Below are 14,481 nucleotides of genomic sequence, written 5' to 3'. Positions count from 1 at the left end.
TGAGAGCTATTGCGAGGCAGCGGAGCCGCATTGCGGATAACCGCATTGCTTCGAACACATGAAGGAACGCCAAGCATGGCAGCTCTCCCAGATGTAGTGGTACTGATTGTCGGCACGCATTCGGCGGCCGAGCAGAAGGCCCTACGCCGTCACCTGCAGCGCAAACGCAGCGTCGATGACGTTTTCGTCATCCGCACCGTCTTCGTCCGGAGCTTCGACGAAGCCTGGAATGCGACGCTCGACAACACCAAGATCCAAGCCGTGGTTATTCGTAACGGGTTTCCCCTCCGCTCCCAGGACTGTCATCTGGCCACGTCGCACTGGGGACTCGAGGGGCTGGACGCCGACATCGAGGCCGTTCCGGAATCTGAGCTCGGCCCGACGCTCGGCCGCCTGATTGCGGAGTTTCGACCAGAGCTCGATCTCTATCTCTTCACCGACGGCAATGTTGAGGAAATCCCCGCGCACACGGGCGAGACCTTCAAGCGCATCTTCTTCCGCGAGGAGGACTGCGACGAACTCTATCCATCCATCATCCGCAACGTCGTGCAGCGATACGATACGCCGTTCTTCTTTGCCCTGCGCGACCACGCCAAACTGCCGGTAAGCAACTTCCACGCCTTGCCGGTCTCCCGCGGCAAGTCGATCAGACATTCGAACTGGATCGGCGATTTCGAGCAGTTCTATGGCACGGGCCTGTTCAGCGCGGAGAGCTCCGCCACCTCGGGCGGCCTGGATTCCCTGCTCAATCCGCGCGGCCCACTGAAGATTGCGCAAGAATATGCCGCCCGCGCCTTTGGCGCCAAGCGCTGCTTCTTTGGCACCAACGGCACTTCGACGGCCAACAAGATGGTAGTGCAGGCGCTTTTCGGGCCAGACGACGTGGTGTTGGTCGACCACAACTGCCACAAATCAAACCATTACGCGCTGGCGCTGGCAGGCGCGCGGCCCGTGTATCTGGATCCCTATCCGCTGAACGATTATTCCATATATGGCGCAGTGCGCCTACGGGAGCTGAAGCGGGTCCTTCTCGCCCACAAGCGCGCCGGCACGATCGACAGCGTTCGTGGGGTGGTGCTCACCAACAGCACCTTCGATGGCATCGTCTACACGCCCCAGCGCGTGATGGAGGAGTGCCTGGCGATCGCGCCGCATCTCATCTTCATGTGGGACGAGGCCTGGTTCGCCTTTGCTTGCGCGCATCCGACATACCGGCAGCGCACGGCGATGAAAAGCGCCGCCAACCTTTCAGCGATGCTGCAAGATCCTGACTATGCCGCCAGCTACGAGGCCTTCAGCGCCGAATTCAACGCCGAGGCCTGGAAGGACGACGAAAGGATCCTGAACGCGCGCCTCCTGCCGGATCCGTCGAAGGCGCGATCGCGCGTCTATGCAACCCAGTCAACGCACAAGTCGCTGACGGCACTGCGGCAGGCGACAATGACCCTCGTCTGGGATGAAGAGTTCGAGCAAAAGACCGAGGAGAACTTCAACGATGCCTTAATGACGCACACCTCGACCTCACCCAACTACCAGCTCCTTGCGTCGCTTGACGTCGCCCGTCGGCAGGTGGAAATGGAAGGCTACGGGCTCGTCAAGCGCATGCGGGAGCTCGCCGTGGGTCTGCCCGAGCAGCTGTCCTGCGATCCGCTGCTGAAGAAATATTTCCGGGTCATTGGCGTCGACGGTTTCGTGCCGCGGGAATATCGCGAGTCGAACGCGGAATCCTATTTCGACGAGAAGACCGGCTGGAGCAATTTCGAGACGGCCTGGCGGATGGACGAATTCGTCCTCGATCCGACGCACCTAACGCTGGAAATCAGCGCCACGGGCCTCAGTGGCAACGCGTTCAAGGACAAGCTGATGAATGAACACGAGATCCAGATCAACAAGACTACGCGCAACACTGCGCTGTTCATCGTGAATATCGGCAGCACACGCTCCCAAATCGCCCATCTGATCGGAGCGCTGAAGAAGATCGCTCGCGAAACAGACGAAAAAGTGCGCGATCTTTCCACAAGCCAGCGAAGCAGCCACGATCTTATCTCGCTGACGCAGGAGCAGCCGCCACTGCCGAACTTTTCAGCCTTCCATCCGGCGTTCCGCGCGATGGACTCTGCTATTAACCTGGGAACCACAGACGGCGACATACGCTCGGCACGCTCCTTGTCCCGTGACCCTGCAAACTGTGAATATCTCCCCCTCGACAAAGCCGAAGGCGCCATCGCCGGGGGCCGCAAACTGGTCTCTGCGAGTCTTGTCACCCCTTACCCTCCAGGCTCAGCCATTCTCGTGTGGGGCCAACTCATTAGTCCGGAGATACTGCAATATCTGTGCGCGCTCGATGTTTGCGAAATACATGGCTTCCGGCGGGAGCTGGGTTTGCGGGTTTTCAGGGAGGAAACGCTTCGCAGAGTTCTGGACGCACAAAAGTCGTCTCCCGAGCATGGAGGCGCGTCTTGAGTGTGCTCCCTCAAATATATGGGTTTCCTCATCTGTCACGCACCAATCCACATCTGCGCGTACCGATTTGCGCTAGCGAATCGATCCACACTTCCTCCCAAATTCCGGGGCGCGCCAACGGCCTCGGCCAGGTGCGTAAGTCGTTCCGCGACCGCAACGTCGCCTTCTCGACCTACAAGAATGCCAGCGAATCCGCCTATCTCGACAGTCTTGGCTCATCTCCCCCATGCCTAAATGGCGATGAAAATCTCCGGAAGTGTGCCCATCAGGAGCAGGGTATCTCGAAGAAGAAAGACAAGAAAGAAGAAAGGAGGCGCGATCAAGCGCAACAACCACTCGAAGAAAACGAGGGCCAATCATGAAACGCATTAGCAATATTGCCGAGCTTCGGCTCGCCATGCGCCGCAATAAGCGCCCAATCTATTTCATTTCCCCGACGAATTTCAATTTGATGGGCATCGACGAATGGGTAGGGAGCTTCAAGTTCATCAACTCCATCGACTGCTACGATGGGCGGCATCCAAACGTCTTCGTTCCCTCCAAAATCCCCCATGCCCGCTGCAAGAGCATTGAGGGCGTCAACAACCACCTGCTCCAGTGCGAGGAAGTGATCGACTATATCGCCAGGGGCGGCCCCGACCCGGTCGCCGTCTTCCTGATGTTCGACGAGACGACCGAAAAAATTTGCACGGAACACGGTATCGAGATCTGGCATCCTAAGGCCAAGTTGCGTCAGCGCTGCGACGACAAGATGGAGACCGTGCGCATCGGCAACAAGGCGAGCGTGCCCTCCGTGCCCAACACGCTGGGCCCCGCCCGCACCTATGAGGAACTTCGTTGTTCGGCGAGAAAGGCTGGTCTCGGCGCCGACCTCGTGGTGCAGACTGCATTCGGCGACAGCGGCAAGACGACCTTCTTCATCGCCAGCGAGGATGACTTCAACCGTCACGCCGCGAAAATTTCCGCGGAAGACGAGGTCAAGATCATGAAGCGCATCAACTGCCGCAGCGCGACCATGGAGGGCTGCACCACGGCCTCCGGCACGCTCGTCGGCCCACTTATGACCGAAGTGGTCGGTAAGCTGGAGCTGACGCCCTACAAGGGCGGCTGGGCCGGCAATGAAATCTTCGCCGGCGCCTTTTCCGAAAAGGTCCGCGCCAAGGCGCGCGACATGGCCTACCGCTTCGGCAATCAGTTGCGCGAGGAAGGCTATCGCGGCTATTTCGACCTCGATTTCCTCATCGATGTTGAGGCCAACGAAGTCTATCTCGGCGAGCTCAATCCGCGCATATCCGGCGCAAGCTCGCTGACAAACCAAGCCGCCTTTGCCTATGCCGATGCGCCGCTCTTCCTATTCCACCTATTGGAATTTTCCGGTATCGAGTACGACATCGACGTCGAGGAACTGAACGATCGTTGGGCACGCGAGGAATTCATCGATTCCTGGTCGCAGTTGATTCTCAAGTGGACCGAGGACCTCGTCGGAACAGTTACCGATGCACCGGCGACGGGCATCTACCGCATGGCGCCAGACGGCAGCGTGTCCTACCAGCGCTTCGACTATCATCGGCAGGCGATCGAGAGCGATGAGGAGGCTCTCTTCGTGCGCTTCACCGGCCGCGGCGACTCCCTACAGAGGGGCGTCGACCTCGGAGCCCTGATCGTGCGGGGGCGGGTGATGGACGACGAATTCGAGCTGAACGAGCGCGCCCACAACTGGATCACGGGCATCAAGCGCCTCTATGCCAGTAAGCCGGTCACCGAAATCCAGTGCGACGAAGCGAAGGAGCCGATCCGTTGAAGATTCGGCAGGACGCCATGGACTTCAAGTTCGAAGCTATAAACGAAGATGTACCCGGTCCCAAATGGCGCCGGGTGTTCGATCGCCATTGGCCCGTCTACAGCCGCTGGTTCGTGCGCGAAGGTGTCCGATCGCGCCCAACCCATTCCGTGAGCCTCAATGCATTGCGGACACATATGCCGAAACTGCTGCCGACCTACGAGGCCATCGTGGAGACGGCCGGCGGCGGGGATCTCGAAGCCCGCTTCCTATCCATGTGGTGCCCGCCCTTCTATGTGGGCGGCTGTTCGCAGGCGATCGTGACCGGTGCGGAGCCGTCGCTCATTCGCAACTATGACTACAGCCCGCGCCTTCTCGAAGGCACCTGGCTCGCGTCGCGCTTCAACGGCAAGCGCGTCGTCGCGGTGGTCGATTGCCTGTGGGGCGTGCTCGATGGCATCAATGAGGACGGGCTGGCGGTCTCGCTCGCCTTCGGCGGGCGCACAGCCGTGGGGCAGGGATTCGGCATGCCGGTTGTGCTGCGATACGTGCTGGAGTTTGCCAACACCACGGCCGCAGCCGTTGCCATGCTCCGTGATATTCCAGTGCACATGTCCTATTCCATCGCGGTGATCGACCGTCAGGGAAACCACGCGACCGTCTATGTAAATCCGGATCGCCCGGCGGAAGTGGTGGAGCGTCGCGTCAGCACCAATCACCAGCACGGCGTAGAATGGGCGTGCTACGCCGAGATCACCAATTCGGTCGAGCGCGAGGCGGCGGTGGAGAAATTGCTGCCCGCCTCGGCGAGTATCAAAAGGGTTCTTGCCGGCTTCCATCGCCCCCCCGTGTATCAGACACACTACGGACGTGACTGCGGCACGCTCTACACTGCCGTCTACCGGCCTCTCGACGCCTCGGTGGAACTGGTTTGGCCGGGGTCAGTCTGGCGGCAGTCCTGCGCCGATTTCCAGGACGAGGTGCGGACCATCCGCTTCAACGACGGGGAGTTCGCCGGCCTCGCCCCGACCTTCAGGCAAGGCACGGTGAGCAGTTGACGATCTTGTAAATCGATCATTTTGACCTCGTAACGGCCGAGGCCGTGAGCCGGTGACCACGCAGAGTTTTTCGTTGCAGCGGGCGCTCGGCCGATATTTTTTTATCTCTTGCGATCAGCGAGTGGGACTATGTTAGCTTTTCAACTTTAATGTTGACAAAAGTTAATAATACCACATAACGTCTCCTCATGCCGAAAGGCACAAGAGAAATATCGGGAGGAGAACAAGATGAATTCCTTGAGCGGATTCCGCCCACGGGGTGCGGGCGCGGTGCTGCACGGCGCGGCCCTCGTCGCTATGGGATTATGTTGGACCGTGCCGGCCTTCGCCGACGATGTAATCCGCGTCGTTTCGCCTTACCAGACTACGACGCTTGATCCGATGCGCTCCGCAGCGGCCGGCAATATCGAAACCTACGGCCAGCTTTATTCGCGTCTGCTGCGCCGGAACTCCGAAACCGGCGCGCTCGAGCCGGGGCTCGCCGAGAAATGGGAAATTTCGCCGGAAGGCAAGAGCTACACCTTTCATCTGCGCGATGCCCAGTTCTCGGACGGTTCGCCGATCACGGCTGCCGACGTGGCCTTCAGCCTCAACCGTATCCGGAGCGACAAGAGGTCGGCTTATCCTGCGCCGCTGGGGGCCGTGGAATCTGTGACCGCGGCGGATGCGAAAACCGTGTTGATCACGCTCAAGTCGGCCTTCGCGCCTTTCCTTGGCAACGCGGAAATCTGGAACATGGGCATCATCTCGAAGGCCGATGTCGAGAAGCGCGGCGAGGAGGCGGCTTTCGCCACGGTCCCGGTTACGTCCGGCCCCTATGAAGTCAAACAGTGGAAGCCGAACGAGAAGCTTGTTCTCCAACCCAATCCGCACTACTGGCGCAAGGGCTATCCGAAGTCGGACGCCACGGTCGAGTTGATCGAGATCACATCTCCCGAAACCCGCATCGCTATGCTGAAGGCCGGCGAGGTCGACGTGGTGCGCGCGGTGCCGTGGGCGCAGATCGACGAGCTGAAGGCGGCCGAGTCGGTAGATATGCGGCTCGAGCCTTCGACCACGATCTACATGACTCTGCTCAACCACAAGCGCGAGCCCTTCTCCAATCTGAAGGCGCGGCAGGCGGCCAGCATGGCGATCGACAACAAGGCCATAGCCGCAGCCATCACGCGTGGCTATGCCGAACCGGCGAACACCACGCTGCCGGGCAGCGTCGATTTCCATGACAAGGATTACCCGGGTATTCCGCACGAACCCGCCAAGGCAAAGGAATTATTGGCCGAATCCGGCATGGCGGGGCGCGACGTAAAGATCCTGGCGACCGCCGATGCGCCGGCGCAGCAGACGGCACTGCTGATCCAGGCCCAATGGCAGGCGATCGGGTTGAAGCCTGTGATCGTCAACGTCGATGGCGCCGCCTGGTGGGATGCCACCGGCAAAGGCGATTACGACGCTGCTGCCAACTGGTGGTACAACGAAACCCCCGATCCTGACCTTGCCGTCCGCTGGGCCGTGTGCGGATCCTGCGGCTCGAACTCCTACAACACGTTCTATGCGAACGCGAGGGTTGACGCGCTCGTGGAGCAGGGCACCAAAGAGGCCGATCAGGGCAAGCGCGCGGAAATCTACAAGAAGATTCAGAAGATCACCACCGAGGAGGTGGCGCAGATCCCCCTCTATTATGCGCCAAACGCGGTTGCCTATTCGAAGCGTCTCCAGGGTCTCAAGCTGACGCCCTCGCTACAGTGGACGCTGGAAGAAACCTCCATCGGCCAGTGAGCCGCCTCCACCCCTGACGCTCGAACCGGAGAACCGGATTGCCCCTTCTGCAACTCATTTCGCGGCGCCTGCTGCAATTGATCGGTGTGCTTGCCGGTATTAGCCTCGTGACGTTCCTTTTAGTGCACATGGCCCCCGGCGATCCCGCGCGGCTTCTTGCCGGGGAGAGGGCGAGTGCTGAAACCATCGCTGCGATCCGGTCGCAATATGGGCTCGACCTGCCGCTCTGGCGGCAGTTCCTGACCTATCTTGCCAATCTCGCTTCGGGCGATATCGGCCTGTCGCTGCGCTTTCAGCGACCGGTGAGCCAGCTTATTAAACAGTTCATGTGGCCGACGCTGTTCCTGACCGGCTATGTGCTGTGCCTCGCCATCCCGCCGACGGTCGTGCTCGCCATCCTCGGCGCCCGCCGTCCAGGCGGCATCGCAGACCAGACCGTTCGCCTTTTGGGGATTGCCGGCCTCACCATCCCTGTATTCTGGCTGGGCATCATGATGTCGCGCTTCTTCGGCGTCAGCCTCGGCTGGTTTCCGGTCTCGGGCTACGGCACCGGTTTCACAGGCCATCTTCATCACCTCTTTCTGCCGGCCCTGTCGACGGCCATCTGGCTTGTGCCGGTTCTGACTCAGAGCCTGCGTGCCGCCCTTATCGAAAAAACGACGGCCGACTTCGTTACCGCCGCGCGGGCGCAGGGCGCAACAGAGCGGCAGATATTCTGGCAGACCATGTTGCCGAACGCCGCGCTGCCGACGCTCAACCTGCTCGGCGTCATGGTGGCCTTCATGATCGGCGGCGCCGTCATCGTCGAAACCGTCTATGCGGTGCCCGGCCTCGGTACGCTGATGGTCAACGCGCTGCTCGGCCGCGACTACTATGTCGTGCAGGGCTTGACGCTGATCTTCGCGGTCTCGACCGTCCTGATCACGCTGATGGTGGATCTGCTCACCGCCTTCATCGATCCGCGCGTCCGGTTCTGAGGAGATAGCCCATGGCTGACAGCCCTATTCTTGTGCAAACCGCGCCACCCGTCGGCAGCATTACCCCTACCATCCTGATTGCAGCCGTCATTCTTGGTGGATGGTTGGTGATGGCGCTAGCCGCCTCCGCGATCGCGCCCTATGATCCCAATGCTATTGACATCATGAATATGCTTTCGCCGCCGAGTGCCGCCCATTTGTTCGGCACGGACCAAGTCGGTCGCGACGTCTTCTCGCGGGTTCTTTTCGCAAGCCGGGTCGATCTGCTGCTGTGTGTGGCCGGGGTGCTTCCGCCCCTCCTGATCGGCACGACGATCGGGCTGTTGAGCGGCTATTTCGGCGGTGCGGTCGATACCTTGTTCATGCGCATCTATGACCTCACCGTCGCGTTCCCCTTCTTTGTTCTGGTGCTGGCCATTGTCGGCGTGCTCGGGCCGGGGCTCGTCAACTTCATCCTGGCGCTGACCCTCGTTGGCTGGGTCAGCTATGCGCGTTTGGTGCGGGCGCAGGTCCTGACGATCCGCGAAAGCGAGTATATCCAGGCGGTCAAATGCCTCGGCTATTCTCCGGCCACCATACTCAGCCATCATGTGCTCCCCAACGCGATCGGACCGGTCATCGCCTATGCAGCCAGCGACGCGGTGCTCGTCATGCTCGCCGGCGCAAGCTTCGGCTTCCTCGGCATGGGCGCGCAGCCGCCGCTCGCCGAATGGGGCGTGATGATCGCCGACGGTCAGGCTTTCGTGCAGCAAGCCTGGTGGATCTGCCTGTTTCCGGGATTGGCCGCCATTTCGCTCGGCCTCGGTTTTGCTCTGCTCGGCGATGGACTGGGGCAGATACAGCGGATGGGAGTTACGGCATGAGCGGGGGGGAAACGGGCAAGCCGCCGCTGCTTGAAGTCAAGGATCTGTGCGTCAGCTTCGGTGGTTTCGCGGCGGTGAAGAACGTATCGTTCACGCTCCAGCCGGGAGAAATCCTCGGCATCGTTGGCGAAAGCGGTTCGGGCAAATCCGTGACCTGCCGCGCCCTGATGCGGCTGCTGTCGGCTAAGGCACGCGCCGACGGCACGGTTAGGCTCGACGGACGCGACCTGCTGACGCTTGGCGAGGACGAGCTGTGCGCCATTCGCGGCCGCGACATCGGTATGATCTTCCAGAACCCGGCATCGCATCTCGATCCATTGCGCCGCATCGGCCCGCAGGTCGCGGCGCCGATGATCCGGCACCTCGGGATCGGCAAGCGCGAAGGCCTACAACGCGCGATTAAGCTGCTGGAGGATGTGGGTATACACGAGCCGGAAAAGCGCGCACGGTCCTATCCGCACGAGTTTTCCGGCGGCATGAAACAACGGGCGATGATCGCTGCCGCCATCGGCTGCCAGCCGAAGCTGCTGATCGCCGACGAGCCGACGACCGCTCTCGACGTCACGGTGCAGGCCCGCATCCTGGAACTGCTCAAGGAGCTCAATCGCAAGAACGGGCTGGCGATGATCCTCATTTCGCACGATCTCGGCGTCGTCGCGGATATCTGCTCGCGTGTGGTGGTCATGCGCAATGGCGAGGTGGTGGAACAGGGGCCGATCGACGACGTCATCAACCGGCCGCGCCATCCCTATACAAGACTGCTGATCGAATCCCAGCCAGGCCGCAAGAGCTATGGCACTGCGAGCGGTCCGGATCGGGCAACGCCGCTGCTGAGCATCGAAAATCTTTCGGTGACGTTCCCCGCCGGGCAGGGCCTGCTCAGCGGCTTCGGAACCGACAATTCCTTCCGGGCCATCGACGGCATAGATCTTAAGATCAATACGGGCGAAACGGTTGGTATCGTAGGCGAAAGCGGCTCCGGCAAGAGCACGCTCGCCCGGTCGATCATTCGCCTGAACACGCCGAGCGGTGGCGCGATCCGCCTGGACGGGCAGGATGTCGGCGCATTCGGGGGGGAGGCGCTGACGGCGTTCCGTCGCCGTGTGCAGATGGTGTTCCAGAACCCGTACGATTCACTCAATCCGCGCCTGACCATTGCCGAGGCCGTCGCCGAGCCGATCTGGCGGCATGGCATCGCGGACCGAAAGGCGGCGCGGAAAGAGGCCGACGTCTTGCTGGATATGGTAGAATTGCCGAGCAGCCTGCGCGATCGCAAGCCACAGCAGCTTTCCGGCGGCCAATGTCAGCGCGTCGGCCTTGCACGAGCGTTGGCGCTGAAACCGCAGCTTCTCATCGCCGACGAAATCACCTCGGCGCTTGATGTCACGACACAGGCGCAGATCCTGGAATTGCTCGTGCGGCTCCAGCGTGAGCGCTCGCTGACGCTGCTCTACATCTCGCACGATCTCGCCGTGGTGAGCAGCCTTTGCCAGCGTGTCTATGTCTTCAAAGCCGGGCGCATTGTAGAGCAGGGCGTGGCGTGGCAGGTTCTGTCCACGCCGCAGGACCCCTATACGCAGGCGCTGGTCGGCTCGTTGGCTCGGCTGCCGTCGGCCCGGACAATTCCCCCTTCGCAACCGGTAGTGATCCATGCGCCTTAATGAGTATGCGGCCCATGATGGAACCGGCCTCGCCCACCTGCTGGCGAAAGGCGAGGTCACGCCAAAGGAGCTCGGCCGGTGCGTCGAACAGGCCGTCGCGGCCGTGAACCCTGCGCTGAACGCCGTCATCGAACTCTATCCGGACGCGCTCGAGATCCTGCCGGAGGTGACGTCCGCCACCCCCTTCGGCGGAATTGCCACCCTCACCAAGGACTTCCCAATCGAAGCGGGCCGCCCGGCCGAGTTCGGCAGCCGTCTCGCGCAAGGTTTCCGCGCCGGCCATGACTCCGTCTACTGGACACGGTTGCGCGCCGGCGGCCTAAACAATGTCGGCCGCACGACGAGTTCCGAATTCGGCGTGCCGGCGGCGACGGAATCGCCCCTTTATGGCGCAACGCGCAATCCTTGGAACCCAGAGCGCGGCGTCGCGGGTTCCAGCGGCGGTGCGGCGGCAGCCGTCGCCGCAGGCATCGTGCCTTTTGCACAGGGCAGCGACGGGGGTGGATCAATTCGCAATCCGGCCGCGTTCTGCGGCTTGATCGGTCTGAAACCTTCACGCGGGCGGGTTACCGGCGCGCCGAATGGGAATGCCCCGCTTCTGGGCCTGGCAACAGCCTTCATGCTCACACGCTTAGTCCGCGATACCGCAGCCCTGCTCGACCTGTGCCATGGCCCGGATGCCGGCGACGGCTATGAGATCGTGCCGCCAGTGGTCACCTATCTCGACGCCATCAAGCACCGGCCGCAGGGGCTGCGCATCGCCCTGTGCACGCGCTCATGGTCCGGTGTGCAGATCGACCCGGAGGTTGTCACCGCGACAAGATCGGCGGCGGAGCGGCTTTCATCCCTTGGCCACCATGTCGAAGAGGCCTCGCCGGATTTTGATTATCCGGCCTTCCTCCAGGCGCAGAAGGTCATCTGGGCAGCCGACGCCGCCGCACATATGCCGGCGATGGCGCGGCATATGAATCGCTCGCTCGAGGAAGCGCTTGGCACAAGCGTATATGCTCTTTATCGATGGGGGCTCGGCATCAGCGGTGCACAGCTTATCGACGCGCTTGCCGTCTATGACCGGGTGACGCGGCAGGTCGGGCGCTTCTTTGCCGGATATGATCTTTTGCTGACACCGACCAGCGCAATGCTGCCGGAACCGATCGGCACGTTCGATCCCGATCGAGCGGGCATCGATGCGGAAGGCGTATTCAATGATCTTGCGCCGAAGGAGACTTATACTGCGTTGTTCAATGCGACGGGACAGCCCGCGATCTCCCTACCGCTTGGAAGCAGCCGGGATGGTCTACCTATCGGGATCCAGCTTGTCGCCCGTTTTGGACGTGAGGATCTGCTGCTTGCGGCGGCGCGGCAAATCGAGGAAGAAGTGGACAGCGCTCCCGGCGTCTGGGGGCAGGGGCGTCCAGCCATTCACGCCGGCAATTTCTAGGAGTCTGTCACTGTGGTGAAAGCACGAAGCGGCAAGGATGCTAACGGATCGAGCGACGTCGAGCAGAAAATAGACATCGAAGCGATCCTGCGCGACCGCATGTCCGGTTTCTCGCCCTCGGAGCAAAGCCTTGCGGCTTATATCTTGGATAATATTCAGATATTGCCCTTCGAGACCGGCAGCAGCATAGCTGAGGCGGTGGGCGTCAGCGAAATGACCGTCACGCGGTTCGTTCGTGGCCTCGGTTTCGAGAACCTGCGCGACCTCAAGAAGCGGTTGCGCGTCGCGGTCGCGGACAAGGACAGCGAAGTCGACGATTACATGGCCCGCTTTCAAATGCGCGAAGGCCGACAGCAGATGCTGCAGGAAAGCCTGCGGCTGGAACTCGACGCTATCGTGAAAGCCTACGCCTTGACTACCACGGACGTGTGGGACGAGGCCGCAAGCCTGCTCGTGAAGGCGCGCACCATCTATGTCGTCGGCTTCCAGGCCTCGAAGGGGCTGGCCATGGATTTCGCCAGCCGCCTGCTCTGGGCGCGCTCCAACGTGATTTTCATCGACAACGCCTCGGGCACGTTTGGCGAGATCATCAATGCAGATCCCAAGCAGAGCGCCGTCGTCCTCGTTGACACGGCCTCGTACGCGACCCGCGGCATCAAGCTGGTGGAGAAGCTGAAGTCGATGGACATGCCGCTGGTCATCGTCACCGACAAGTTCAGTCACTGGGCTTTTGCCTATACGCGCTTCGTCTTCGAGGCGCATACGCATGTGAAAACCTTCTGGGATTCTACGGCAAGCCTCAGTGTCGTACTCAACCTGCTCATCGACGCCGTTGCCACTAAATTAGGGCCGAAGGCTAAGCGTAACTTCGCCAAGATGAGCGACATGGGCACCCTCTTCGGGGAGTTCGTCGGAGGCAGCTATCTCCGCCGCAACGATTGATCCATTTCAACCGCAAGTGAGAGCATGAATGACCAGTATTTCGCCATTCCGTGATCCGACTTTACCCTGCAATATTCGCATTCCAATCCAAGACTGGGACCGCGCGCCCTGGAATCGCTGGACCTTCCAGCATGTCCGGGAAATACTGCCGACAACGCAGGTCTGGCGTGGAGCGGGTCCGGCAAGCGTGTTGCCGGCCGATCTTCGGGATATCGACGTCATCCCCTTCGAGGCGGAGGGGCAGGCTTATACCATTGGCAGCTTCCTCGAGACGAGCTATGCCAATGGCTTCCTGGTGCTTCATGGCGGTAAGATCGTCGCCGAGCGTTACCTGAACGGTATGACACCGTATACCCAGCACCTGTCGCAATCGGTCGCCAAGTCGGTCGTCGGCACCCTTGCGGGCATCTTGATCGGCCGCGGGATGGTCGACCCGACCGCGTCTCTGACGCACTATCTCCCCGAGCTGGAGGCGACGGCCTACAACGGCGCGACCGTGCAGCACGTGCTCGACATGACAAGCGGCGTGGCCTTCGACGAGACCTATACTGCGCTCGATTCCCACATGGCGCAGCTGGATGTCGCCAGTGGTTGGAAGAAGCTTGTCAACCCGAACTGGCATACGAATGTCTGGGACCTGATGCTGTCTTTGAAGGATCTGGAGTGCCCGCACGGTACCTCCTTCCGCTATCGATCGATCGAGACGGATGTACTGTCCTTCGTTCTACAGCGTGCCGCCGCTACCCCGCTTGCAGAACTCGTCAGCCGTGAATTGTGGGCGCCGATGGGGGCGGAGGAAGACGCCTATTTTACCGTGGACGCTGCCGGCTATGCTTTGGGTGATGGCGGGTTCAATGCGACGCTTCGCGACTATGCGCGTCTCGCCCTACTGCACCTTCGCGGCGGCGAGATCGACGGCCGGCGCATCGTGCCGACCGAGTGGATTGCCGGGACACGGTTCGATGCTGATCCGAGACTCTTCGGTGGCATCTATCAAGAGGTTCTGCCCGCCGGCGCGTATCACAACCAGTTCTGGATCGAGGATACGGCACACGGCGTGTATATGGCCCGCGGGGTCTTCGGGCAACTGATCTATATCGACCCGGGGGCGGACTTCGCGGCGATTGTCCTGTCGAGTTGGCCGGAATTCGTCAGCACGACGCGGACGCGGACAGCGCTGGCGGCGGTGAGGGCTGTAAGAGAAGCGCTGTTGTAGTCGCAATCGGGCTATTCTCCTGTTCAGATTGACGTGATCGCCGAGAAGCTGCACCGACATCGCTCAAGCATTCGCCGTGAGCTGCGCCGCAATACCTTCGAGGGTCGTGAGATGCCGGACCCCAACGGTTACTATTGCATGATGGCCAATGACATGGCGCGAAAACGGCGTGCCAAGTTGGGCAAACATGACCGGTTCGCGCAGCTGCGCCAATCGGTGATCGAGCGCATCCTGCATGGCTCGTCGCCGCAGCAGATTGCCGGCGCCTGGAGCTGCATCCGATCTCTGTCAGTCATGAGACGAT

General features: G+C 61.2%; 12 protein-coding genes. 11 read left to right on the top strand and 1 reads right to left on the bottom strand.

Annotation, left to right across the window (positions count from 1 at the left end; genetic code table 11):
* Positions 1-30: 30 nt before the first annotated feature.
* From BA011_RS36600 to BA011_RS36555, 11 genes are all read left to right on the top strand, one after another.
* The gene (locus BA011_RS36600) at positions 31-2,463 is read left to right on the top strand and encodes an aminotransferase class I/II-fold pyridoxal phosphate-dependent enzyme (RefSeq protein WP_237352832.1); all 2,433 of its coding nucleotides are present in this window, start codon (positions 31-33) and stop codon (positions 2,461-2,463) included.
* The gene (locus tag BA011_RS43555; RefSeq protein ID WP_151343756.1) at positions 2,460-2,825 is read left to right on the top strand and encodes a hypothetical protein; all 366 of its coding nucleotides are present in this window, start codon (positions 2,460-2,462) and stop codon (positions 2,823-2,825) included. The genes BA011_RS36600 and BA011_RS43555 overlap by 4 nt, the downstream gene beginning before the upstream one ends.
* A complete protein-coding gene (locus tag BA011_RS36595; RefSeq protein ID WP_065284407.1) occupies positions 2,822-4,264 on the top strand; it encodes a biotin carboxylase in 1,443 nt (480 codons plus the stop codon). Before BA011_RS43555 ends, BA011_RS36595 begins: the two co-directional genes overlap by 4 nt.
* Positions 4,261-5,301: a C45 family autoproteolytic acyltransferase/hydolase gene (locus BA011_RS36590; protein ID WP_062940081.1), complete on the top strand. Its 1,041-nt coding sequence runs from the start codon at positions 4,261-4,263 to the stop codon at positions 5,299-5,301. The genes BA011_RS36595 and BA011_RS36590 overlap by 4 nt, the downstream gene beginning before the upstream one ends.
* A gap of 228 nt (positions 5,302-5,529) precedes the next feature.
* Complete coding sequence (locus BA011_RS36585) at positions 5,530-7,077, top strand: ABC transporter substrate-binding protein (RefSeq protein ID WP_062940080.1); 1,548 nt, start codon at positions 5,530-5,532, stop codon at positions 7,075-7,077.
* 38 nt (positions 7,078-7,115) lie between these two features.
* Positions 7,116-8,054 (top strand): ABC transporter permease, encoded by a 939-nt coding sequence (locus tag BA011_RS36580; protein WP_062940079.1) that lies wholly within the window; start codon positions 7,116-7,118, stop codon positions 8,052-8,054.
* Between the two features lie 11 nt (positions 8,055-8,065).
* Positions 8,066-8,917, top strand: a complete 852-nt coding sequence (locus tag BA011_RS36575) for an ABC transporter permease (RefSeq protein WP_065284406.1) — start codon at positions 8,066-8,068, stop codon at positions 8,915-8,917.
* On the top strand, positions 8,914-10,578 hold the full coding sequence (locus BA011_RS36570) for an ABC transporter ATP-binding protein (protein WP_065284405.1): 1,665 nt from the start codon (positions 8,914-8,916) through the stop codon (positions 10,576-10,578). Before BA011_RS36575 ends, BA011_RS36570 begins: the two co-directional genes overlap by 4 nt.
* On the top strand, positions 10,568-12,019 hold the full coding sequence (locus BA011_RS36565; protein WP_065284404.1) for an amidase: 1,452 nt from the start codon (positions 10,568-10,570) through the stop codon (positions 12,017-12,019). The genes BA011_RS36570 and BA011_RS36565 overlap by 11 nt, the downstream gene beginning before the upstream one ends.
* A 15-nt stretch (positions 12,020-12,034) precedes the next feature.
* A complete protein-coding gene (locus tag BA011_RS36560) occupies positions 12,035-12,961 on the top strand; it encodes a MurR/RpiR family transcriptional regulator (protein ID WP_237352831.1) in 927 nt (308 codons plus the stop codon).
* A gap of 28 nt (positions 12,962-12,989) precedes the next feature.
* The gene (locus tag BA011_RS36555) at positions 12,990-14,177 is read left to right on the top strand and encodes a serine hydrolase domain-containing protein (protein WP_065284403.1); all 1,188 of its coding nucleotides are present in this window, start codon (positions 12,990-12,992) and stop codon (positions 14,175-14,177) included.
* 63 nt (positions 14,178-14,240) lie between these two features.
* Here the strand turns inward: BA011_RS36555 and BA011_RS44705 are convergent, their stop codons facing one another.
* Positions 14,241-14,414, bottom strand: a complete 174-nt coding sequence (locus tag BA011_RS44705; RefSeq protein ID WP_155773459.1) for a hypothetical protein — start codon at positions 14,412-14,414, stop codon at positions 14,241-14,243.
* Between the last annotated feature and the right edge of the window lie 67 nt (positions 14,415-14,481).

It is taken from the genome of Rhizobium leguminosarum, from assembly GCF_001679785.1.
Classification (GTDB): Bacteria; Pseudomonadota; Alphaproteobacteria; order Rhizobiales; family Rhizobiaceae; genus Rhizobium; species Rhizobium leguminosarum_R.
The sequence above is the reverse complement of the archived record's forward strand: the minus strand, read 5'-3'. Positions and strand labels throughout refer to the sequence as shown.